The organism is Serratia sp. JKS296 (assembly GCF_900215445.1).
In the GTDB taxonomy this organism is placed as follows: domain Bacteria; phylum Pseudomonadota; class Gammaproteobacteria; order Enterobacterales; family Enterobacteriaceae; genus Serratia; species Serratia marcescens.
The window spans coordinates 3,510,777-3,531,512 of record NZ_OCMX01000001.1 but is presented as its reverse complement, the minus strand read 5'-3'; the positions used below and the strand labels follow the sequence as shown (position 1 = coordinate 3,531,512).

Below are 20,736 nucleotides of genomic sequence, written 5' to 3'. Positions count from 1 at the left end.
TCAGATCGCCGCGGGCGGCGCCTGCTCGTCATGCGGCTGCGGCGCGCGGGAAATCTGCATCGCCTGCTGCGGCATGCCGATGCCGGCCCGATCGAAATGGATTTTCACCAGCCGGTCGAGGGCGTATTGCACCACCCACTGTTTCAGCGCCTGCGTGCGCACCGTCACGCGGGTGGTGAACGAGCGATCGCCCAGCGCCACCACGCCGTTGAAGACCGGCTCGCCAATCAGGAAATGCTTCACCTGTTCATCCTGCTTCAGCGCCTCGATGGCTTGATGCAGCACCGCATTGACCCGATCGATGTCCTCGTCGCGGCTGACGGTATAGTTGGCGCGGTACACCCCGAACTCACGCGCATAGTTGGCCAGCGTGGTGATCGAAGAGTACGGCACGATGTGATAGACGCCGTAGTCGTCGCGCAGGCCGATCGAGCGGATGGTCATGCGCTCCACCGTGCCGGTGATGCCGCTGACGGTGACGTATTCGCCGGTGTTCATGCCGTTTTCAAACTGGATGAACACGCCGGTGATCACGTCTTTCACCAGCGTCTGGGCGCCGAAGCTGATGGCCAGCCCCAGCGCGCCGGCGCCCGCCAGCAGCGGCGCGATGTTCAATCCCACCTGGGACAGCACGATCATCACGGTGATGGTGCTGATAACGATAGCCAACACGTTGCGAAACAGCGTCAGCAGCGTGCGTTCGCGCGCGCTCGGCCGCACGCCGTTGCTCAGCTCCAGCGCCAGGCGGTGCTCGATGATGCTGGCCATCAGCGTCCAGCTGAACACGGCGATCAACAGGATCAGCAGAATATGCACCAGCCCGCCGAGCGTCCGCTGGCCATTTTCGCTGCCCGCCCATTGATACAGGTTGATCAGGTGCCAGGCATCGAGCAGGAACAGCGTCACCGCCAGCACCACCATCACCCGCAGTATCTTCAGCCCGTTCGGGATGTAGGAGTTGATGCGCCGCTCGAGCATCGGGTAGCGCAGATTGACGTCGGTCGGCAGTGAAATGCGGCGGAAAATCCAGCGGGTCAGCATGCCGGACAGCAGCGCGCCGACGCCGACCACCAACAGGCTTTTCACCGTGGCGCTCATCATAAAGCGCAGGCTGTTGCCGATGTCGAACTGGGACAGCACGAACAACACCAGAAAATAGGCGATCGCCAGCAGATGCCAGATATGCCCCAGGCCGCGCAGGATCACGCTGAAAAACGCCATCGACCGTTCGGCCAGCAGGTTGATCTGTTGCTGTATCGGCTTGCGGTTGTGCAGGATCAGCCAAATGGCGTACAGCGTCAGCGCCAGCATCACCACCAGGTTGACGGTGGCGGCGGCCGGGTAGCTTATTTGTACCGCCACCACCGGCACCACCACCATCAGGCCGTAGCCGATCAGGCCGCTGAGCCAGGCGAGGCGCGTGTTCCAGTAGTGCGCGCTTCGGTCGCTGAAGGGGAAGGGGCGCAGATAGTCGAAGTTGGGGGCGAAAATCAGCCGCAGCACCGCCTTGAAAAATTCAATCACCGCGAAGGCGCTGAGAAACAGGGTCTGCAGCCGCAGAATGGTGGCGCTGTCGGCGTGGACATGGCGGGCGAACAGGTTGCCTGCCGCCAGCGCCAGCAGCAGCACCAGCAGATCGATGGCGAAAGCGCCGAGAATAGCGGCGGGGCGTTTATACCACGGGCCGCGCTGTAGCCGCGCATTGTGTCCCCAACTGCCCATGCGTTTGTACAGCGGCGCGATCAGCCGCCGGATCAGGTGGAACAGCGCAAAGGTAACCGCCACCGTCAGCAGAAAGTAGCCCAGCGCGCGGAAAAAGCCGGCGGGATTGAAAACGCGCTTCGGGCCGGAGTCGATCAGCTTTTGCAGCGCGCCGAGCTTTTGGTTAAAGGTGCCGATGCCTTCCTGCGCCAGCGAGTTCAGGCTGTCGCTCAGCGTAGCGGGCGTCGATTCTTCCGGCGTTGCCGGCGCGGCGGCGGGGGCGTCGCCGGCGGTCTGTTTCAGGTGGTTGATGAGTTCCGCGCGCGCTTTGTCGTCTTGCAGCAGATCGGCCAGCGCGGCGTAGGCGGCTTTCTGCTGCTCACTCTTGTCGGCGGGCGCGGGCGGCGCATTTTGCGCCAGCGCCGGTGGTGCGAAGACGTTCAGGGCCAGCAACAGCAGCAGGAAAAGCAGGTGTTCTCGCAGATGAGAACCTCGTCGGGAGTATGCGTTTGGCGGCATGGTTCCTCTCTTTGGCGTTCTGTGATCGGCGGATATAAAAGCAATACGATGAAAAACAATCAATATAGTAGGAAAGGTGGCGCGACGGGGCGTGGGAGAGCGTGCGGAATGAAAGCGGCGGGCGCGTGGCGCGCCCGCCGTTAAACCGCTTGGATCAGGACACGTGCTGCAGGAACTCCTGCAGACGCGGGCTTGGCGGATGATTGATCAGATCGTGCGGGTTGCCGTCTTCGGCAATCCGGCCCTTGTCGATAAAGATCAGGCGCGACGCCACTTTTTCGGCAAAGCCGACTTCATGAGTGACGATGACCATCGTCATCCCTTCTTCGGCCAGATCCTGCATGACCTTCAGCACTTCGTGGCGCAGTTCCGGATCGAGCGCGGAGGTCGGCTCGTCGAACAGCATCATTTTCGGCTTCACCGCCAGCGCGCGGGCAATCGCCACGCGCTGCTGCTGGCCGCCCGACAGTTCAGACGGGTAATGGTGGGCGCGCTCCGCCAGACCGACCTTGGCCAGCAGCTCGCGCGCCAGCTTTTCCGCATCGGACTTCTTCGCGCCGCGTACGCGGATCGGGCCGAAGGCGACGTTTTCCAGCGCCGTCAGGTGCGGGAACAGATAGAACTGCTGGAACACCATGCCGGCTTCCTGGCGGATCAACCGATCGTCCACTTTCGGATCGTTGGCTTTCAGGCCGTCGACGATCAGATCGCCGCTGGTGACTTCTTCCAGCTTGTTGATGCAGCGCAGCAGGGTGGATTTGCCGGAGCCGGACGGCCCGATGATCACCACCACTTCGCCTTTGTCGATCTTCAAATCGATGTTGTGCAGCACCTGGGTTTGGCCAAAATGCTTGGAGACGTTTTTAAATTCAATCACAGGATTTTCATCCTTCTTTCCAGACGACGCAGCACGAAGCTCAGCACCAGGGTAATAATCAGATAGATAACCGCCACGGCGCTCCAGATTTCCAGCGCGCGGAAGTTACCGGCAATAATTTCCTGACCCTGACGGGTCAGCTCCGCCACGCCGATCACGATGAACAGCGAGGTGTCTTTGATGCTGATGATCCACTGGTTGCCCAGCGGCGGCAGCATGCGGCGCAGCGCCAGCGGCATAATGACGTAGCGGATGGTTTCGCGGCGCGACAGGCCGAGCGCCAGGCCGGCCTCGCGGAAACCGTTATGGATAGACAGCACCGCGCCGCGGGTGATTTCCGCGATGTAGGCGCCGGAGTTGATCATGATGGTCACCACCGCCGCGGTGAACGGATCGATGCGCAAATCGGTGAACGCCATCGGCAGGGCGAAGTAGATGAACATCACCTGCACCACGATCGGCGTGCCGCGGATCACTTCGATAAACACCAACGCGATGTGGTTGGCGATCCAACCGCCGTAGGTGCGGGCAAAGCCGGCGACGAGGCCGATGATCAGGCCGCCAATCAGACCGAGGACCGAAATCCACAGGGTCATTTTGGCGCCCTCTAACAAGATAGGAATGGCGGGCCAGATGGCGCTCCAGTCGAACTGCATGATATTTCTCCCGGTGATCCCAAACGTGGGTATCAGATACAACGAAGCGCAGGGGGTTAAGCGCCCCCTGTGCTTAAGTTAATAGCTTGCCAAATTCACAGCTTACTTAGGTTCGGTGCCGAACCACTTCTTGTAGATTTCGTTATAGGTGCCGTTCTCGCGCAGGGTTTTCAGCGCGCCGTTCACCTTCTCGCGCAGCGCGTCGCTGCCTTTAGGGAAGGCGATGCCATACTGCTGCGCTTCCAGCGAATCGCCGACGGTTTTGAACTTGCCGGCGCCGGCCGTCTTAATGAAGTATAGGATGTTTGGCGTGTCGTGCAGCACCGCGTCGGCGCGCTTGGTGCCCAGTTCCATATAGGCGTTGTCAATGTTCGGGAACTGACGCAGATCCTTGGTTTTGATGTGCTGCTTGGCGTAATCCACCGAGCCGGTGCCGCTCTTCACCGCCACCACTTTGCCGTTCAGATCGTCGATGCTTTTCACGCTGTTGTTGTCAGCGTTGACCATCACCAGCAGGCCGCTTTTGTAGTAACCGTCTGAGAAGTCGATGGCTTTCTTGCGCTCATCGGTGATGGTGATGCCGGCCAGCGCCAGATCGACGTTTTTGGTCTGCAGCGCCGGAATGATGCCGCCGAAGTCCATCGGTTTCAGGGTGTAGTCCAGCTTCAGCTCTTTGGCGACGGCGGCCCACAGGTCGATGTCGAAGCCGACGTATTTGTCGCCTTGCTTGAACTCAAAAGGAACGAAAGCGGTGTCGGTGGCGACCACCAGTTTGTCTGCTGCGTGGGAACTTACGGCAAAGGCCAGGGAGAGTGCGGCCAGGGAGACTTTAAAAATCGACTTCATGAGAGGAATTCCTGTACAGGTTGCGGATTACCCATTTTTTATATTGCAGTTGGTGCCATGAAAAAATCGTGCCATGTTTTCAACTACTATAAAAACAAAGAGTTACTTCGTGATGTTGTGCCGGAAAGGCGAATTGTTATGGTTGTGCACCACAATGAAGCACCGAAATGGTGCGTAAGAATTATCTTGGTGCACGGGGCTATCATTAACCAAATTTTGGCTGTGAAACAACCGTTCTTTAACGTTTTTGCTTCAATATTGATAACTAACTCTAACTTTCATGATGCACCGACGGTGCAAGCGGGGGCCGCGAGAGGAGAAAAAGGGGAGCAGATAATGCTAACGCAACTGGCTGTCTTTGCTGCCGCGCCGGTTGTATAGGCTGGTGGCCGCGTGTTTTTTGTCTTGTTCGGTCTGGCAGGCGAGGCAATAACGCACCCCCTTCAGCGCCTTGCGGCGCGCCTCGGGGATCGGTTCTCCGCATTCCTGGCAATAGCGTTCGCTCTCGCCATGCCCGAGCGCATCACGCGCGCGCTGCACCGCATCGTCGACGGTAGAATCAATTTGATCTTGTACGGCGCCGTCCGCCGCCCAGCCGCTGGCCATCATCACCTCCTGATAAGGGAAACCTACCGTTTAATATGGGCCGTTTTTTGCACAATTCAACGACCGCGCAAAAGAAAACAGGCCGGGCGAAGCCCAGCCTGTTCTGCCCGGCACGACGGGCGGTCTGCAACGCGTTGCGGCGTTATTCGATATTGGATTCGATGAACCACAGGAACTTGTCCAGATCGCGCGAGGCGGCGGTGAACATGTCGGCGGTGTCTTCGTCTTCCACTTCGGTAATGGCTTTGCGGATGTCATTCGCCACCGCGCCGTAGCGATCGGCCAGCGCTTTCAGGTGTTCTTGCACGCTGTGGATATTGGTTGGATAGCTTTTCAGCGGCGTGCGATCGTTCACCACCTGTACGGTGCCCAGCGCCACGCCGCCCAGCTGCACCACGCGCTCGGCGAAGGTGTCCTGGTGCTCGATGATGGCGGTGCGGAAGCCGTCCAGCATTTCATGAACCGCGATAAAGTTCGCGCCACGCATGTTCCAGTGCGCCTGTTTGGTGATCAACGAGAGATCGATGAATTGCACGACCTGATGGTTCAGCGCCTTGATGGCGGCCAGTTTGATTTTTTCGTCCAGATCGTTACGGGTATACAGCAGATCAGAAGATTTCGTTTTCACCAGTTTAGCGGTACTCATATCAGATATCCTCTTGATTAGTCGTTGTCCTATTTCGTTACGGGATCAATTATAGCAGGGCTGTTTATTTTTGCCGGACGAAAATGGCTATTGCACAAATAGGGTTAGCCTACGAATAATTGGTCTGGTTGAATTTTTATTTAATGCAACAGCATGAAAAATATAATCATTTATCATTCACTGATTTATTGTTTATGGCTGTGAAAATTTACCTTGGTTATTTTATTTTTTCGCCTGCGGGTTTCGGCTAAATATCCGCTTTGTTATCGTGGTGTTAATTTCTCATCCATTCATATTGATAGCGGTAATTGATGCCGCTACAGTAGGGTAATTATCCTCTCTCTTTATAGGCGAATAATGAAAATTAACGTCGTCGGCACCAGCGGCAGCGGTAAAAGCACTCTGGCGCGTCAACTGGCGGAACGTCTTGACGTTCCCTATATCGAGATGGACAGACTCTATTGGCGGCCCGAGTGGCAGGGGACGCCCGATGGTGCGTTCCTGGCGCGGCTTGAGCAGACGCTGGCCGAAGCGGGAGGAGGCTGGGTGCTGGACGGCAACTATAGCCGCACGCAACCGATCAAGTGGCGCGAGGTCGATTATATCCTGTGGCTGGACTACGGTTTCTGCCGCACGTTGTGGCAAGCCGTGCGGCGCGCGTGCCGACGCGCGGCCAGCAAAAGCGAGCTGTGGCCGGGCACCGGCAATCGGGAAAGTTTCCGCCGTTCTTTCTTTAGCCGCGAGTCGATCGTGCTGTGGACGATCCGCACTTACTCGAAGAACCGGCGAAAATACCTGGCGGAGATGGCCCGTACCGATGCAGGGCGCCGTTTCGTGCGCTTGCGCTCTCCCCGCCAGGCCGCCGATTTTCTACGGACGCTGCCGCAGGCTCACAGCAGCAGGCGGTGATGGATCCTCACCACCGCTTTCTTGACGTGCTGCGGCTGCTGCCACAGGCAGCCGGTCTTATGCGGTTCCATCTGGAAAAAGATCGCGAACATACCGTGCGTCATGTGCAGCGTTTGCGGGTGGCGTTTGATGTCCAGCAGCAGCAGGTCGCTATTTTCTGCATGCGGATGTTCGCGATGCCAGTCGCCCGCCAGGCCGTATTCGATGCGTTCTTCGCCGCTGATCAGCAGATGCAGCGCGATGTACTCCTGATGCATTTCGGCGCGCTTTTCCGCCGCCGGCACGGTGGTCAGCGTCATCACGTCCATAAAGATGTTATCGCCGTCGATCGGGTGATGGCCCAGCGCCAGTTCGGGCAGGTCGCATCGGCGCAACTCGGTCAGGGTTGAAACCAGCGCTGGCGCGAGTCCGCGGCCGAAGCGTGGGTTGAACAGGCTGTTATGAATCACTGTTATTCTCCATGTGAGCGAAAGTCCAAAGAGCCTGCGATACAGGCTAAGGGGAAGTATGCCGATTTGTCACGAGGAAAACAGTTAACCCGCCTGCATTCCGGCGTTGCGGTCGGCAGGCGAGTCAGGCGATCAGGAAAGGCTTTCGAGGCGCGGTTTGGGGCGAATGGTCAGGGCGGAACCCATGGAGGCGGCGATGATCGCCGCCAGCGCCAACCATTGTACGCCGCTCAGGTGTTCGCCGAGGAACAGCATGCCGGACAGCGCCGCCATCGCCGGCTCCAGGCTCATTAAGGTGCCGAAAGTGCGCGCCGGAATTTTGGGCAGCGCGATGATCTCCAGCGAATAAGGCAGCGCGGTGGAGAGGATCGCCACCGCCAGAGCGACCGGCAGAATATCGAGGTTGAACAGCACGCTGCCGGTTTGCCAGGCGCCGATCGGGCAGAACACCAGCGCGGCGATCAACGAACCGAGCGCCACCGTGCCGGGGCCGTGATCGCCGCCGGCCTTTTGGCCGAAAATGATATAGACCGCCCAGCAGGCGCCGGCGCCGAGCGCACAGGCGGCGCCGAACGGATCGATCCCACCTACGCCGTGGCCGAGCGGCAACAGGAACCACAACCCGGCGATCGCCAGCGCCACCCAGAGAAAGTCGATCGGCCGCCGCGACGAGAACATGGCCACCGCCAACGGGCCGGTAAACTCCAACGCCACGGCGATGCCGAGCGGCACGGTGCGCAGCGACAGGTAGAACAGGTAGTTCATCGCGCCGAGCGACAGGCCGTAAATCAGCAGCGGCAAGCGGCTGCCGGCGACGATGCGCATACGCCACGGGCGGAAGATAATGAACAGAATCAGGGTGCCGATGAAAAGACGCAGCGTCGTAATGCCTTCCGCGCCCACGATCGGGAACAGGCTTTTGGCCAACGAGGCACCGCTTTGGATAGACACCATGGCGATGATTAACAGACAGATGGGCAGCAGCGCGGAGGGCGCTCTGCCGGAAGTAGATAACGACATCCTTAACGGGCCTTTTTTGCGCCGTTCCTCAGCCTTGAGAAAACGGTCGAAACGGGGATGCGAGCAGTGTAAATGAAATGGCGAAAATCTGTCTGAGAAAAGCGCACATCGCGGTGAAATCCGCCGATCCTCGGATGAGATGTGGCGAATTTGGTCAAAAAGTGCGCTTTTTCTTAAGAATTATCTGGATATTAAATTGGTGATTTTTGTCACAGAAAGCCGTAGAATACGGCCGAAAATAGAGCGAAAAGAAGCAGATACACTGTTCTTGAAATCTTCTGTTACACGATATAAAGCATTAGACACTCATTTCAAGGCAGAGTTTCACGCTAATTTTTGTTATATTTTCAAAGCATGAACAAATGGATGTACTTAATAATAAAACGCGTTTGAGGTGGTTATGAAAAAAATTGCATGTCTTTCCGCAGTAGCAGCTTGCGTATTAGCAGTTAGCGCAGGTACCGCATTCGCTGGTCAGAGCACCGTATCCGCTGGCTATGCGCAGGGTGATCTCCAAGGCGTTGCTAACAAGGCCAACGGTTTCAACCTGAAATACCGTTACGAGTTCGACAACAACCCACTGGGTGTGATCGGCTCCTTCACCCACCTGGAAAAAAATCGTTCTGAAAGCGGTTTCTACAAGAAATCTCAGTACGATTCCATCACCGCAGGTCCAGCTTACCGCTTCAACGACTGGGCGAGCATCTACGGTGTGATCGGTGTTGGCTACGGCAAAAACATCGACAACGCCCAGGCTGGCGGTAACAAAGGTGGCAACAGCGACTACGGCTTCACCTACGGTGCCGGTCTGCAGTTCAACCCAATCGAAAACGTTGCCCTGGACGTTGGCTACGAGCAGAGCCGCATCCGCAGCGTGGACGTTGGCAGCTGGAACGTTGGCGTAGGCTACCGCTTCTAAGATTTCTTCATGCCTGCGGGCGTGAATGCGCGGCACAGGTTGCCGCGCGGATAAAAAATCCGCCTTCGGGCGGATTTTTTTTTATCTGTCATTAGCTGCCGCGCCCCGTCGGCTGCGTCGAAAAGCGCGCGCTGCGGGCATCGCGCTCATAGCCTTGCGGTTCGGTCAGTAAACCGTACAGCTCGGGGCGGCGTCCGTAAATCCAGCGGCGGCCGGTGCTGAGCGGGATCAGCGTCAGATCGAGATCGGCGCTGACCAGCCGGTCCTCCGCCGCCCAGGTCTCCGCCACGATGCGGCCGTAGGGATCGAGGATCATCGCATTGCCGGTGCGTACCTCATCGTCATCGCGGCCCACGCCGTTGCTGAACAGCAAAAACAGCCCGTTGTCATGAGCGCGCGAGGGCAGCCAGCGCATCAGCCAGCCGCGGCCGTGTTCGCCGCGAAAGGCGGCTTCTATCGCCTGCGGATCTTCCGCTCGCCGCTGCCACAGCGCCTGTGGGATCGGCTTCATACCGTGCGGGCTGCGCGAATGGGTGCCGCCGGTCTGGTGCGGGGCCATCAACACCTCCGCGCCCAGCAGCGCCGTCGCGCGCGCATTCTCCACCAGATTGTTGTCCCAACAGATCAATACGCCCACGCGCACGCCCCAGGGGGTGTCGAACACCGTATAGCGATCGCCGCTGGCGAGAGCCGGATGTTCGAAGGCGTGCAGTTTACGGTGCACATGCAGCGCGCCGTCCGGCAGGCATACGGCGTAGGCGTTGTAGCAACGGCCGTCATCGCCCAGCTCGATCAGCCCGACGCCGATCGCCATGTTGTAACGCTCCGCCAGCGGGCGAATGCGCGCCAGCGAAGGGCTGGCCGCGATCGGTTCCGCCAGCGCCCGCACTTCGGCGTCGGACAGATGGCGTACGTGCCAATAGCCGGTGATGCACATTTCCGGGAAGGCCAGCAGCTGTACCTGCTGCTCGGCCGCCTGAGCGATAAAGCGCTCGATGGTCGACAGGTTGTAATTTTTATCGTTGGCGCGATGCTGGAATTGCACCGTGGCGGCGCGCAATGAGATGGTCATGGGGTCTCTCCGGTTAGGGTCTGCGTTGATTACAGCAGGTGGATTGATTACTGTATAATCAATTAAATTCCTTATTCGATAACTTAATGGAATGGATATAAAACAACTGCGCGCCCTGGTGGCGCTGGCCGAACAGGGCAACTATCGTCAGGCGGCGAGCCGGCTATGCATCAGCCAACCGGCGCTGAGCAAGCAAATTCAGGCGCTGGAAACCCAGCTCGGCGTTCGATTGTTCGAGCGTGGCCGACAGGGGGCAGTGCTCACCGCCGGCGGGCAGCGGCTCTACCCGGAGGCGCAGGCGCTGGTGGCGCAGTACCAGCAGTTTCAGCGGCGCGCGCGGCGGGTGGCCCTCGGGGAAGCGGGGCGGCTGTCGCTGGGATTTGGCCTTTCCAGCTTTCATCTGGCGCCGCAGCTGGTGGCGGCCTTTCGCCAACGGTTCCCCGAGGTGGCGATCGGCCTGGAGGACTTGCCGTCGGAACGCCAGTATCAGCTGTTGCTGCAGGGAGAGTTGCAGGCGGGGTTCGTGCGTTTGCCGGTCAATACGCCGCTGTGCGGCGTGGCATTGCTGAGCGATCGGTTGGTGCTGGCCGCGCCGGGCGCGCTGGCGCTGCGCGCCGACGATCTGATGGCGCGTTTCAATCAGTTGCCGCTGTTGCAGCTGACGCCCAAACGCGGGCGCGGGCTGAGCGATCAGTCGCTGCGGTTCATCGCCGCTCACCGGTTGGTGCCGAATGTGGTGCAGCAGGCCGGTGATATCCAAACGTTGTTGGCGTTGGTTGCCGCCGGCGTTGGTGTCGCGCTGCTGCCGCACAGCATCACGCATATCGCGCCGGCCGGTATCGACATTTTACCGCTGAGCGGCGAGGAGACGGAGTGGCAGGTCGGTATCGCCTGGGATCCGCAGCGCGCCGACGCGCTGCGGGACAACTTCATTCAGACGGCGTTGACGGTGCAACGCGCTTAGGCATTCAAAGCGAGCAATGCATCACGACGATCGGGCTCTGGTGATACTCGCTGCGGTGGCTTTCGCTAAAGCCGACTTTTTTCGCCAGCGCCAGCGAGGCCTGGTTTTCCGGCGAGATGATGCAGACGGTTTGCGCGCCCGGCAGGTGCGTCTTACCCCAGGCCAGCGCCGCCCGCAGTGCCTCGGTGGCGTAGCCTTTGCCGTGCGCCGAGCTCACCAGCGTCCAGCCCATTTCCGGCGCGTCGAGCGCCGGGGTGATGTCGCGCAGGAAGTTGGAGAAGCCGATGCTGCCGAGATACTCGCCGCTTTGTTTGTCACGCACCGCCCAATACCCGTATCCCAGCAGCGCCCAGTGGCCGACGTAGCGCATCAGGCGCCCCCAGGAGTCTTCCCGGTCGCGCGGCGTGCCGCCGATATAGCGCACCACCAGCGGATCGGCCCACAGCGCGGCCAGCGAGTCGAAGTCGTCCAGCGTGTGCGCGTCCAGCCGCAGGCGTTCGGTGATAAGCGTTGGCGCGGTGTTGATTACGGTCATGTTGCTGCTCCTGCACAGGGTGAAAGGCGATGAAAAACAACGGCGTTCAGTATGCCAGAGAAATCACACCGCCAGCCACAACAGCCAGGTGAACAGAAAGCCGCTCAGGCCGAGCAGGGTGGTCAGCACCGTCCAGGTCTTCAGGCCATCGGCCACCGACAGCCCCAGATAGCGCGTGACGATCCAAAAACCGGAGTCGTTGACGTGGGAAAGCCCCAGTCCGCCGAAACAGGTCGCCAGCGTCACCAGCACCAGCTGCAGCTGATTCAACCCGCTGACCGCTTCCGACAACAGGCCGCCGGTGGTCAGGATCGCCACGGTGGCGGAACCCTGCGAAGCGCGCAGCGCCAGAGAAATGATAAACGCGGCGGGCACCAGCGGCAGGCCGATGGCCGTCAGCACTTCCGCCAGCGCCTTGCCGACGCCGGATTCCACCAACACCTTGCCGAATACGCCGCCCGCGCCGGTCACCAGGATCACCACCGCGGCGGTCGGCAGCGCGGCGCCCATCACGTCGCTGGCGTGTTGCAGACTCCAGCCGCGGCGCAGCGCCAGGAAGTAGAAGGCCAGCAGCAGGGCTATCATCAGCGCCACCGCCGGCGACCCCAGCAGAGACAGCGCATCGCGCAGCGCCGAGCCTGCCGGCAACAGCGTGGCGGAGACGGTGCCGAGCATGATGATGGCGATCGGGATGACGATCAGCGCCGCCACCAGGCCGGCGCCGGGCGGGTTGATGCGATCGCTGAGCGGCGCGTGATCTTCCGGCCGCGGCTCCGGCGCCGCCAGCTGCAGTTGTTCCAGCACCTCTATCGATAACGGATAGGTTTTGCGGTTGAGGTAGTTGGCGGCGAAATAGCCGATCACGCCGACCGGAATACAGATCGCGAGGCCGATGATGGTCAGCCAACCGATGTCGGCGTTGAGCAGGCCGGCGGCGGCGACCGGGCCGGGGTGCGGCGGCAGCGCGACGTGTACCGTTAACATCACGCCGGCCATCGGCAGGCCGAACTTCAGCGGCGACACTTTGGCGACCTTGGCGAAGCCGTAAATAATCGGCGCCAGAATGATAAAGCCGACGTCGAAGAAGACCGGAATGCCGAGGATAAATGCGGCGAGGGTCAGCGCGGCGACGGTATGTTTCGGCCCCAGCCCCTGGCTGAAGCGTTGCGCCAGCGACTCGGCGCCGCCCGAGTGTTCGATCATGCGCCCGAGCATCGCCCCCAGACCGATGATGATGGTCACCGAGCCGAGCACGCCGCCCATCCCGGCGGTCATCACTTTCATCACTTCACCGGTCGGAATGCCGCTGGCCAACGCCACCAGCAGACTGACCACCAACAGCGCGACAAAGGGTTGCACCTTCGCCTTGATCACCATCAATAACAGCAGCACCACGCCGAGTACGGCAATCAGCAACAGCAGAGAGGTAGACATGAAAAAAGCCTTTCGTTGGGTAAGCGTTGGGCACCGCGATCGCCGCGTGGCGATACGGGTGCGTTTCATTGTTATAAAATCGTTTTCCTGGTGTCGGCGTGCGGCTTTAGCGGTAAGGCTTCAGCCAGCCGAGTCCGGCGGCGGTGTCGCCACGCGGGCGGTATTCGCAACCGATCCAGCCCTGATAGCCGAGCGCATCCAGCTTGTCGAACAGCCACGGGTAATTCAGTTCGCCCTCATCCGGTTCATGACGATCCGGCACCGAGGCTATCTGGATATGCGCGTAGCGCCCGGCCAGCGTTTCCAGCAGCCCGCTGATATTGCCGTCCACTAACTGCGCGTGGAAAAAGTCGAACTGGATGAACACGTTCGGTCTCTCGATCGCCGCCACCGCTTCCGCCGCCTGATGTTGACTGGCGAACAGGTAGTCGGGCTTGACCGGTGGGCTGAGCGCTTCGATCAGCACCTTGACGCCGTGCGGGGCGAAGGCGTCGGCGGCATAGCGCGCATTGGCGATAAAGGTGTCGAGATAACGCTGCCGATCCGCGCCCGCGGGCACCACGCCGGCCATCAGGTGCACGCAGGGGCAGGAAAGGGCGATGGCGTAGGCCAGCGCGCGATCGATATCAGCGCGCGCATCTTGCTCGCGGCCCGGCAGCGCCGCCAGCCCCCATTCGCCGGCGGCGACATCGCCGGGCGCGGTATTGAACAGCACCTGTTGCAGGCCGTGTTCGCGCAGCTTTTCGGCCAACAGCTCGGCGGGATGTTCGTAAGGGAACAGGAATTCCACCGCGCTGAAGCCTTGTTCGGCAGCGGCGGTGAAGCGATCGAGGAACGGCACCTCGGTAAACATCATCGATAAATTGGCGGCAAATTTAGGCATGGGTCAGCTCCGTAATTCGGCAATTTCATCATCAGTCAAATAGCGGATCGGACGATCGCCGAGGGTGAAGATCAGCCGCGCCGCATCTTCCATCTCTTCGGCATTGTCCGCCGCCGCTCGCAGGTTTTTACCGGTCACCACCGGCCCGTGGTTGGCCAGCAAAAAGGCGCGGTGGGTCGGTGCCAGGCGAGCCAGATCCTGCGCCAACCTTTCGTCACCGGGGCGATAGTAGGGCACTACCGGCACCTTGCCGACGCGCATCACCACATAGGGGGTGAACGGTTTGATGGCGTTGTCGACGTCCAGCCCCTGCAGGCAAGAGAGCGCCGTGAGGTAGGTGCAATGCAGGTGCACCACCGCTTTGCATTCAGGATTGTTCAGATACAGCGCTCGGTGAAAGCTGATCTCTTTCGACGGCTTGTCGCCGGAGAGCCAGTCGCCGTTCAGGCTCACTTTAGACAGGCGATCGGCCTGCAGCTCGCCCAGGCAAGAGCCGGTCGGCGTCGCCAGCAGCGCGCCGTCCGGCAGCAACAGCGAGAGGTTGCCGGCGGAACCGGTGGCGTAACCGCGTTGAAAAAACGAGGCGCCGAGGCGCACCATCTCTTCGCGCGCCTGTTGTTCGATGGTCATGGTCATACTGGAAACTCCGTTTGCGCGCGCGCGAAGAAGGCTTCATCGCCAAAATTGCCTGATTTCAGCGCCAGGGAAATCGCCCGATCGCTGGCGCGCACCCAGGGAACGCCGGGGGAAATGCTGGGGCCAATATGGAAGCCGCGAATGCCCAGCGCCTGCGTGACCACGCCGGAGGTTTCTCCGCCGGCGACGATAAAGCGGCTGAATCCCAACTGGCGCAGTTGCACCACCAATTCGGCAAACAACGCCTCCACCGCCTCGCTGGCGGCGCTACCGTGCTGCCGTTGCGTTTGCTGCAGCGCTTCCGGCGCCGCGGTGGCGTAGATCAGCGGGGCAAGCGCCTCCCCGGCGTGATGCTGCGCCCAGTGCGCCAACTCGGCGGCGTAGGCGGCGCGTGCCTGCGGTTCGAGGCAACGGTCGATATCGATGGCCTGCGCCGAAGCGCGCTCGCGATAGTGCGCCACCTGCCGGTTAGTCATCACAGAACACGAGCCCGACAGCACTGCTGCCTTTTCCCCCTGCGGCGCGCCGGCCGCCTCTGCCGCACGATCGCCGCTTTGCGCCCATTGCCGCGCCAGGCCGATCGCCAGGCCCGAACCGCCGGTCACCAGCTTCATCGTTTTCAACGCTTCACCCTGGATGAGCAGATGCCGCTCGTTGAGCGTATCCAGCACCGCGTAGCGCACGCCTTCCTGGGCCAGTTGGCGCAGCTTCTCGCTGACCGCCTCGGCACCGCGATCCATTTCCGCCGCCGTCACCAGCCCGCAGCGCCCGGCGGCCTGGGATTCCATCAGGCGCAGCAGGTTGCTGTCGGTCATTGGCGTGACCGGGTGATGACGCATGCCGGATTCAGACAGCAGCTGTTCCCCGACGAACAGGTGGCCCTGATAGACCGTGCGGCCGTTTACCGGCAACGCCGGTGAGACAACCGTGAAATTTTCCCCCAGCGCGGTGAGCAGGGCGTCGGTCACCGGGCCGATATTGCCCTGTGCGGTGCTGTCGAAAGTGGAGCAGTATTTGAAGTAGAACTGGCGGCAGCCCTGTTTTTGCAACCAGGCCAGCGCCTGCAACGACAGTTCGACCGCCTGTTCTGCCGGGCAGGAACGCGATTTCAGGCTGATGACCGCCGCCTGTGCATTGATCTGGGTTTCGTCTTGCGGCACTCCGTTCAGCTGCACCGTCGGCAGGCCGTTTTGCACCAGAAAACTGGCGATGTCGGTCGCGCCGGTAAAGTCATCCGCGATTACGCCAAGCAGCATCAGAGCGCCTCCTTTTTCTGCGGCAGATCGATGCCGGCAAAGATTTTGATTACCGCACTGTCATCTTCTTTACCGTAACCGGCGTTGCTGGCGGCAGTAAACATGGTAAAAGCGGTAGAGGCCAGCGGCAGCGGGAAGTGCAGCGCCTTGGCGGTATCCGCCACCAGCCCCAAATCCTTGACGAAGATATCCACCGCCGATTTGGGCGCATAGTCGCCGTCGACCACGTGGCGCATGCGATTTTCGAACATCCAGGAGTTGCCGGCGGCGTGGGTGACCACGTCGTACATCACGTCCAGCGGGATGCCGGCGCGGGCGGCCAGCGCCATAGCTTCCGCTCCGGCGGCGATGTGCACGCCGGCCAACAGCTGATGGATGATTTTTACCGTCGCGCCCAGACCGATCGTCTCGCCGATGCGGTAAACCTTGCCGGCGATGGCGTCCAACACGGGTTGCAGACGCTCGAAGGTGGCGTCGGCGCCGGCGGCCATCACCGTCATCTGGCCTTCCTCCGCCTTGGCCGCTCCGCCGGAAACCGGCGCGTCCAGCATCGGTAGCCCGTAGTCCAGCAGCCGTTGCTCGATCTGTTTGGCGTCATCGGCGGAAATGGTCGAAGAGACCATCACCGCGGTGCCTGGCTTGAGCTTTGGCGCCAGGCCTTGTTCGCCGAACAGGATCTGCTTCACCTGGGCGGTATTCACCACCAGCAGCAGCACGGCGTCCAGCTCGGCCGCGAAGTCGCACGCGCTGGTAGACGTTTGTTTCGCGCCAGCCTGCTGCAGCGTCGCCAGCGCCTGCGGATTCAGGTCCGCCCCGTAGGTGGTCAATCCGGCACGGAGGCACGAACGCGCCGCGCCCATGCCCATCGCGCCCAGTCCGATGATGCAGACGGCATAATTCCCTGGGTGTGTCATACTGCACTCCTGTTAATTTTAGTGATAATTTGTTTTGTTGTGTTAAATGTAAGCGCTTGTCGACGGTTTATCCGCGATCGATATCACAATAATTAACAATGTGTGAAACGAGTTTTTCGTCTGATTTCTGGCCCGTATCAACATTACTATTATGTTTTTAAATAAGTTTATGTTTACCTGGCCTAACTGCGCGCGTCGTCACGCCGCGAAAAATTAGGGCTATCGGCGAACGAAAATTGACGTAAAATCACAATTATTATCACCGCAGCAACGAGAGGGAACCGTGATACCTGTAGAACGCCATCAACAAATTCTTGCGCTGGTATCCGAACGCGGCGTCGTCAGCATTGCCGAGCTGACCGAACGGCTGGGGGTATCGCACATGACGATCCGCCGTGATTTGCAAAAGCTGGAGGAACAGGGCGCGGTGCAGTCGGTCTCGGGCGGCGTGCAGGCGCCCGAGCGGGTGGCGAGCGAACCTTCGCACCAGGCCAAAGAGGGGATGTTCAGCCGGCAGAAACTCGCCATTGGCCGGCTGGCGGCGCGGCAAATTCCCGCCGGCAGCTGTATCTATCTGGATGCCGGCACCACCACGCTGGCGCTGGCGAAACAGATCGGTGAACGTGACGATTTGACGGTGGTGACCAACGACTTTGTCATCGCCGGCTTCCTGATCGAACACAGCCAGTGCAGAATCATCCACACCGGCGGCACCGTGTGCCGGGAAAACCGCTCCTGCGTCGGCGAAGCGGCGGCACAGGCGCTGCGCGGTCTGTTTATCGATCTGGCGTTCATCTCCGCCTCTTCGTGGAGCATGCGCGGCCTGTCGACGCCGAACGAAGACAAGGTGATGGTGAAGAAGGCCATCGTCGAGGCCAGCCGCCGCCGCATTCTGCTCAGCGATACGTCCAAATACGGCAAGGTCGCGACCTACCTGGCGCTGCCGATCGCTGCCTTTGACGCCGTCATTACCGACGGAGGGTTGCCCGCCGCCGCGCGGGAGGCCATTGAGCAAGCGGGGATTGCATTGCTGACGGCGGGAGAAGAAGAATAAGAACGAACCGGAATCAGGATGAAAGCTCGGTATCGATGCCACGTGCGGGCGCTTCACTTGCTTCAATGCCGCCGCGTTCACGCCATTCGCGGCGCCTTTGTTCAGCCCATTCTTCGTGGAAGGCTTGCATCTCTTTTTGGTGCTGTTCCTTTATGCTCATAGGGGTTGGGTGAGATTCTGCCGTCAACAGGCGGGATTTCGATGACATATAATCCATCCTCAATAAGCTCTTGGTTGTACAAATAATGTACGCGATGCGCGTGTTTTTTCAAGAGCGAGTCATAAATTCTGGCTAGCGCTGGCCTGAGCGGTACACTGAAAACCAATCTTGCTTGGTATTGCGCCACAAAAGTGACGATCGCCAGGCCGATGCCATTCATTAATGAAGAGTTGTTCTCGTTCATATCGGGTGTACGCCATCCTGGTATAGGTATCAAATAAGGATCTGGTTACTTCGGCGCGGTTTTCCAATGCTCTTACATCGTACAGTTCCATGACGTAAGCATTGTCCAATACTTCCGAGGCAGGATAAGCCCCAATAAGCCATTGACGCATCCTTAACGTCGCTTTTTTAAAATCAAGGTAATACGCAGCAACGCTGCTGGCTTTTTTATAAACCGTTATTCGTTATCTATACTCCGTGACAGGTCGTGCATTGATCTCCCTCACATCAATCTCCATGATAAAATCCTTTTTACTATTATTTTTCCTATAGTTATCCCCTTCGTGACGAACAGATTATTAATCGCGGCGGAGACAATCCTCCAGCCGCCGATGAGGGTTGTGCGCAGCGCTGCGCAAAACTAAATGCCGCTGAACCAGTTGTAGCCCTGATCTTCCCAATAGCCGCCCGGATTGACGTCGCTGACGAAGATCGCGGCGATATGTTTGGCGTTTTTGAACCCCAGTTTGGTTGGCACGCGCAGCCGCAGCGGGTAGCCATAGTCCGCCGGCAGCGCCTTGCCGCCGAAATCCAGCGCCAGGATGGTCTGCGGGTGCAGCGCGGTGGCCATGTCGAGGCTGGCGTAGTAACGATCGGCGCATTTGAAGCCGACGTAACCGGCATTCAGATCCGCGCCGACGTGCTGCAGAAAGGTGCGCAGCGGCACGCCGCCCCATTGACCAATGGCGCTCCAGCCCTCAATGCAGATCAGACGCGTGATCTGACTTTGCTGTGGCAGCCGCTGCAGCTGTTCCAGCGTCCAGGGCGCTTTTTTCTCCACTTTCCCCGCGACCTCAAGCCGATAGCCGGCAAGATCGATCTCGGGGACGTTGTATTCCGGGTAAAACGCGTTGAAGGGGAAAGGCTGGGTAATCTGATCGGGGCGGTAAGTTTGTGCCAACCGCTGGCCGCTGAACAGCCAGGCCTGCACCCGGTCGTTCCAGCGCGACATGGCCCACAGCACCTTATCCACCCGATCGCCGTCTTGCAGGTTACAACCGGTGAGCATGGCGATGCCGCCCAGCGTCAGCCCGGAGCGCAACATCAGCCGGCGTTGCAGATTGACCAACTGCTTTTTTTGGTCCGGTTCCAGCGTCGGTGCGGCTGCCCGCTGTTTTTTCTCATTCATGTTTGCCACCCGTTATCATCGCCCACAGGGTTTTGGGCACGACAGCCACCATAAAGACGTGGATCGCCACGAACAGGCCGATGCCGGCCATGGCGAAAAAATGCACGTAGCGTGCGAAATCGAAGCCGCCAAACAGCGCGACCAATCCCTGCAGCTGAACCGGCTTCCAAATCGCCAGGCCGGACAGCACCAGCAATAGACCCAGCGCCAGTACGCCGAGGTACATCAGTTTCTGAATGGCGTTATAGTGGCCATGCCGGTGGCGCAGGCGCAGCGTCAACGCCAGCCAGATATCCTGCCGCAGCGCGCCGATGCGAAGCGGCAACAGATCGCGGCGAAAATGACCGCTGAACAGGCTCCACAACAGATAGCAGACGGCGTTGAGCGCCAATAGCCACATCACCGCCAAATGCCAACCAATCGCGCCGCCCAGCCAACCGCCCAGCGTCATCTGCGGCGGAAAGCGGAAATCGAACAGCGGCGAGGCGTTGTAGATTTCCCAACCGCTCATGAACATGCACACCATGGCGAACAGGTTGATCCAATGAGTGATTCGAACCGGCCAGCGATGCACCGGCCGCGACGCGTTGGTTTTCATGGCTTTCCTCCGGTTACATCGGCGGCACGGTGCCGTCTTTGCCGGCGGAAATGCGGGTGGCGATGCGTTCGCCCTTATCGTTGACGGCGGAGAACAGCACAATGTGCACCCCCGGTTTCAGCAGGCTCAGATCGCCCGGATCCAGCGTCACGATCGGCACGTCTTCCGGCACGACGACGGTTTTCTGCTGGTTACCGTAGGTGACGGTCAGGGTGCGGCCGTTGGATTTGAGCAGTTTACCGACGGTGCCGTTGGTCATGGTGTCCACTTTGCCGTCGGCGGATTCCCAGGCCGAATGCCCTTCGCCGGTGCCGCGCAGGCTGGCGGCGAACACGTGCACCTCCAGCGCTTTGAGCGTGCCGTCCGGCTGCGGCACGGCGGCGGTGCCGATAAAACTGTCCGGTTTGATGTCGTCCAGCGTGGCTTTGGAAACGCTGAGCACTTTGGTCTGATCGTTCAGCTTGACGCTGAGTGTCTCGCCTTTGCGATCGGTCAGTTGCAGATTGCCGTCGGCAACCTGGCTGATGGTGCCGCGCAGCGGCGCAATCACCTTGCCCGGCGGTTGGGCGGCGGCGGCCAAGCCGCTGGACAGCAGTAATGTGGATAACAATAAACCGGCTATACGATGACGGGTAATCATAACGTTCTCCTGAAATGAGTTTGCCGGTTAA

General features: G+C 60.0%; 23 protein-coding genes. 4 read left to right on the top strand and 19 right to left on the bottom strand.

Features of this window, described 5'->3' with window-relative positions:
- The 6 genes from ybiO to dps all read right to left on the bottom strand — a co-directional run bounded on the left by ybiO (nucleotide 1) and on the right by dps (nucleotide 5,851).
- Nucleotides 1–2,220, bottom strand: a complete 2,220-nt coding sequence (gene ybiO / locus CRO23_RS16875; protein ID WP_097102505.1) for a mechanosensitive channel protein — start codon at nucleotides 2,218–2,220, stop codon at nucleotides 1–3.
- Nucleotides 2,221–2,374: 154 nt separating this feature from the next.
- On the bottom strand, nucleotides 2,375–3,097 hold the full coding sequence (gene glnQ, locus CRO23_RS16870) for a glutamine ABC transporter ATP-binding protein GlnQ (RefSeq protein ID WP_004939230.1): 723 nt from the start codon (nucleotides 3,095–3,097) through the stop codon (nucleotides 2,375–2,377).
- Nucleotides 3,094–3,753, bottom strand: coding sequence for a glutamine ABC transporter permease GlnP (gene glnP / locus CRO23_RS16865; protein WP_004939229.1), 660 nt, complete (start codon nucleotides 3,751–3,753; stop codon nucleotides 3,094–3,096). Before glnP ends, glnQ begins: the two co-directional genes overlap by 4 nt.
- Nucleotides 3,754–3,855: 102 nt before the next feature.
- On the bottom strand, nucleotides 3,856–4,599 hold the full coding sequence (gene glnH, locus CRO23_RS16860) for a glutamine ABC transporter substrate-binding protein GlnH (protein WP_019454486.1): 744 nt from the start codon (nucleotides 4,597–4,599) through the stop codon (nucleotides 3,856–3,858).
- A 339-nt stretch (nucleotides 4,600–4,938) separates the two neighbouring features.
- The gene (locus CRO23_RS16855) at nucleotides 4,939–5,205 is read right to left on the bottom strand and encodes a DksA/TraR family C4-type zinc finger protein (protein ID WP_016928515.1); all 267 of its coding nucleotides are present in this window, start codon (nucleotides 5,203–5,205) and stop codon (nucleotides 4,939–4,941) included.
- Between the two features lie 142 nt (nucleotides 5,206–5,347).
- Nucleotides 5,348–5,851 carry a DNA starvation/stationary phase protection protein Dps gene (dps, locus tag CRO23_RS16850; protein ID WP_016928514.1) on the bottom strand — a complete coding sequence of 168 codons (504 nt, stop codon included), beginning with the start codon at nucleotides 5,849–5,851 and terminating at the stop codon, nucleotides 5,348–5,350.
- Between the two features lie 357 nt (nucleotides 5,852–6,208).
- Here dps and CRO23_RS16845 point away from each other — a divergent pair, with 357 nt between their 5' ends.
- Nucleotides 6,209–6,760: a shikimate kinase gene (locus tag CRO23_RS16845; RefSeq protein ID WP_016928513.1), complete on the top strand. Its 552-nt coding sequence runs from the start codon at nucleotides 6,209–6,211 to the stop codon at nucleotides 6,758–6,760.
- On the opposite strand, the gene nanQ is transcribed toward CRO23_RS16845, so the two are convergent.
- Both nanQ and rhtA read right to left on the bottom strand, forming a co-directional pair.
- Nucleotides 6,742–7,209, bottom strand: a complete 468-nt coding sequence (gene nanQ, locus CRO23_RS16840; protein WP_016928512.1) for an N-acetylneuraminate anomerase — start codon at nucleotides 7,207–7,209, stop codon at nucleotides 6,742–6,744. The two genes, CRO23_RS16845 and nanQ, sit on opposite strands and share 19 nt — an antisense overlap.
- Nucleotides 7,210–7,341: 132 nt before the next feature.
- Nucleotides 7,342–8,229 (bottom strand): threonine/homoserine exporter RhtA, encoded by an 888-nt coding sequence (gene rhtA, locus CRO23_RS16835; RefSeq protein ID WP_004939202.1) that lies wholly within the window; start codon nucleotides 8,227–8,229, stop codon nucleotides 7,342–7,344.
- Nucleotides 8,230–8,629: 400 nt separating this feature from the next.
- On the opposite strand from rhtA, the gene ompX reads away from it, so the two are divergent.
- Nucleotides 8,630–9,148: an outer membrane protein OmpX gene (ompX, locus tag CRO23_RS16830; protein WP_004939201.1), complete on the top strand. Its 519-nt coding sequence runs from the start codon at nucleotides 8,630–8,632 to the stop codon at nucleotides 9,146–9,148.
- Between the two features lie 91 nt (nucleotides 9,149–9,239).
- Here the strand turns inward: ompX and CRO23_RS16825 are convergent, their stop codons facing one another.
- Nucleotides 9,240–10,220, bottom strand: a complete 981-nt coding sequence (locus CRO23_RS16825; protein ID WP_016928510.1) for a nitrilase family protein — start codon at nucleotides 10,218–10,220, stop codon at nucleotides 9,240–9,242.
- A 91-nt stretch (nucleotides 10,221–10,311) separates the two neighbouring features.
- On the opposite strand from CRO23_RS16825, the gene CRO23_RS16820 reads away from it, so the two are divergent.
- On the top strand, nucleotides 10,312–11,184 hold the full coding sequence (locus CRO23_RS16820; protein WP_079450970.1) for a LysR family transcriptional regulator: 873 nt from the start codon (nucleotides 10,312–10,314) through the stop codon (nucleotides 11,182–11,184).
- Nucleotides 11,185–11,188: 4 nt separating this feature from the next.
- On the opposite strand, the gene CRO23_RS16815 is transcribed toward CRO23_RS16820, so the two are convergent.
- The 6 genes from CRO23_RS16815 to ltnD form a co-directional block, all read right to left on the bottom strand.
- Nucleotides 11,189–11,719: a GNAT family N-acetyltransferase gene (locus CRO23_RS16815; RefSeq protein WP_079450971.1), complete on the bottom strand. Its 531-nt coding sequence runs from the start codon at nucleotides 11,717–11,719 to the stop codon at nucleotides 11,189–11,191.
- Between the two features lie 63 nt (nucleotides 11,720–11,782).
- Nucleotides 11,783–13,153 carry a GntP family transporter gene (locus CRO23_RS16810; protein WP_016928507.1) on the bottom strand — a complete coding sequence of 457 codons (1,371 nt, stop codon included), beginning with the start codon at nucleotides 13,151–13,153 and terminating at the stop codon, nucleotides 11,783–11,785.
- A 106-nt stretch (nucleotides 13,154–13,259) separates the two neighbouring features.
- The gene (gene otnI, locus CRO23_RS16805; protein ID WP_016928506.1) at nucleotides 13,260–14,036 is read right to left on the bottom strand and encodes a 2-oxo-tetronate isomerase; all 777 of its coding nucleotides are present in this window, start codon (nucleotides 14,034–14,036) and stop codon (nucleotides 13,260–13,262) included.
- Nucleotides 14,037–14,039: 3 nt separating this feature from the next.
- The gene (gene otnC / locus CRO23_RS16800) at nucleotides 14,040–14,672 is read right to left on the bottom strand and encodes a 3-oxo-tetronate 4-phosphate decarboxylase (protein WP_016928505.1); all 633 of its coding nucleotides are present in this window, start codon (nucleotides 14,670–14,672) and stop codon (nucleotides 14,040–14,042) included.
- On the bottom strand, nucleotides 14,669–15,928 hold the full coding sequence (otnK, locus tag CRO23_RS16795) for a 3-oxo-tetronate kinase (RefSeq protein WP_016928504.1): 1,260 nt from the start codon (nucleotides 15,926–15,928) through the stop codon (nucleotides 14,669–14,671). Before otnK ends, otnC begins: the two co-directional genes overlap by 4 nt.
- Nucleotides 15,928–16,842: an L-threonate dehydrogenase gene (gene ltnD / locus CRO23_RS16790; protein WP_097102503.1), complete on the bottom strand. Its 915-nt coding sequence runs from the start codon at nucleotides 16,840–16,842 to the stop codon at nucleotides 15,928–15,930. Before ltnD ends, otnK begins: the two co-directional genes overlap by 1 nt.
- A 283-nt stretch (nucleotides 16,843–17,125) precedes the next feature.
- Here ltnD and ygbI point away from each other — a divergent pair, with 283 nt between their 5' ends.
- A complete protein-coding gene (gene ygbI, locus CRO23_RS16785; protein ID WP_097102501.1) occupies nucleotides 17,126–17,896 on the top strand; it encodes a DNA-binding transcriptional repressor YgbI in 771 nt (256 codons plus the stop codon).
- Nucleotides 17,897–17,997: 101 nt separating this feature from the next.
- Here ygbI and CRO23_RS25330 read toward each other — a convergent pair whose 3' ends face one another.
- The 4 genes from CRO23_RS25330 to CRO23_RS16765 form a co-directional block, all read right to left on the bottom strand.
- Nucleotides 17,998–18,300, bottom strand: a complete 303-nt coding sequence (locus CRO23_RS25330) for a hypothetical protein (RefSeq protein ID WP_255253513.1) — start codon at nucleotides 18,298–18,300, stop codon at nucleotides 17,998–18,000.
- 399 nt (nucleotides 18,301–18,699) lie between these two features.
- Nucleotides 18,700–19,467: a molybdopterin-dependent oxidoreductase gene (locus CRO23_RS16775; protein ID WP_033640918.1), complete on the bottom strand. Its 768-nt coding sequence runs from the start codon at nucleotides 19,465–19,467 to the stop codon at nucleotides 18,700–18,702.
- On the bottom strand, nucleotides 19,460–20,065 hold the full coding sequence (locus CRO23_RS16770; protein ID WP_048795952.1) for a cytochrome b/b6 domain-containing protein: 606 nt from the start codon (nucleotides 20,063–20,065) through the stop codon (nucleotides 19,460–19,462). The genes CRO23_RS16775 and CRO23_RS16770 overlap by 8 nt, the downstream gene beginning before the upstream one ends.
- Before the next feature lie 13 nt (nucleotides 20,066–20,078).
- Nucleotides 20,079–20,705 carry a hypothetical protein gene (locus tag CRO23_RS16765; protein ID WP_033640916.1) on the bottom strand — a complete coding sequence of 209 codons (627 nt, stop codon included), beginning with the start codon at nucleotides 20,703–20,705 and terminating at the stop codon, nucleotides 20,079–20,081.
- Between the last annotated feature and the right edge of the window lie 31 nt (nucleotides 20,706–20,736).

Excerpts from the sequence above, each read along its gene's own strand:
- ybiO (WP_097102505.1), bottom strand. The coding sequence starts at position 2,220 with ATGCCGCCAAACGCATACTCCCGACGAGGTTCTCATCTGCGAGAACAC.
- glnP (WP_004939229.1), bottom strand. The coding sequence starts at position 3,753 with ATGCAGTTCGACTGGAGCGCCATCTGGCCCGCCATTCCTATCTTGTTA.
- glnH (WP_019454486.1), bottom strand. The coding sequence starts at position 4,599 with ATGAAGTCGATTTTTAAAGTCTCCCTGGCCGCACTCTCCCTGGCCTTT.
- CRO23_RS16855 (WP_016928515.1), bottom strand. The coding sequence starts at position 5,205 with ATGGCCAGCGGCTGGGCGGCGGACGGCGCCGTACAAGATCAAATTGAT.
- dps (WP_016928514.1), bottom strand. The coding sequence starts at position 5,851 with ATGAGTACCGCTAAACTGGTGAAAACGAAATCTTCTGATCTGCTGTAT.
- CRO23_RS16845 (WP_016928513.1), top strand. The coding sequence starts at position 6,209 with ATGAAAATTAACGTCGTCGGCACCAGCGGCAGCGGTAAAAGCACTCTG.
- rhtA (WP_004939202.1), bottom strand. The coding sequence starts at position 8,229 with ATGTCGTTATCTACTTCCGGCAGAGCGCCCTCCGCGCTGCTGCCCATC.
- ompX (WP_004939201.1), top strand. The coding sequence starts at position 8,630 with ATGAAAAAAATTGCATGTCTTTCCGCAGTAGCAGCTTGCGTATTAGCA.
- CRO23_RS16825 (WP_016928510.1), bottom strand. The coding sequence starts at position 10,220 with ATGACCATCTCATTGCGCGCCGCCACGGTGCAATTCCAGCATCGCGCC.
- CRO23_RS16820 (WP_079450970.1), top strand. The coding sequence starts at position 10,312 with ATGGATATAAAACAACTGCGCGCCCTGGTGGCGCTGGCCGAACAGGGC.
- CRO23_RS16815 (WP_079450971.1), bottom strand. The coding sequence starts at position 11,719 with ATGACCGTAATCAACACCGCGCCAACGCTTATCACCGAACGCCTGCGG.
- CRO23_RS16810 (WP_016928507.1), bottom strand. The coding sequence starts at position 13,153 with ATGTCTACCTCTCTGCTGTTGCTGATTGCCGTACTCGGCGTGGTGCTG.
- otnI (WP_016928506.1), bottom strand. The coding sequence starts at position 14,036 with ATGCCTAAATTTGCCGCCAATTTATCGATGATGTTTACCGAGGTGCCG.
- otnC (WP_016928505.1), bottom strand. The coding sequence starts at position 14,672 with ATGACCATGACCATCGAACAACAGGCGCGCGAAGAGATGGTGCGCCTC.
- otnK (WP_016928504.1), bottom strand. The coding sequence starts at position 15,928 with ATGCTGCTTGGCGTAATCGCGGATGACTTTACCGGCGCGACCGACATC.
- ltnD (WP_097102503.1), bottom strand. The coding sequence starts at position 16,842 with ATGACACACCCAGGGAATTATGCCGTCTGCATCATCGGACTGGGCGCG.
- CRO23_RS25330 (WP_255253513.1), bottom strand. The coding sequence starts at position 18,300 with ATGAACGAGAACAACTCTTCATTAATGAATGGCATCGGCCTGGCGATC.
- CRO23_RS16775 (WP_033640918.1), bottom strand. The coding sequence starts at position 19,467 with ATGAATGAGAAAAAACAGCGGGCAGCCGCACCGACGCTGGAACCGGAC.
- CRO23_RS16770 (WP_048795952.1), bottom strand. The coding sequence starts at position 20,065 with ATGAAAACCAACGCGTCGCGGCCGGTGCATCGCTGGCCGGTTCGAATC.
- CRO23_RS16765 (WP_033640916.1), bottom strand. The coding sequence starts at position 20,705 with ATGATTACCCGTCATCGTATAGCCGGTTTATTGTTATCCACATTACTG.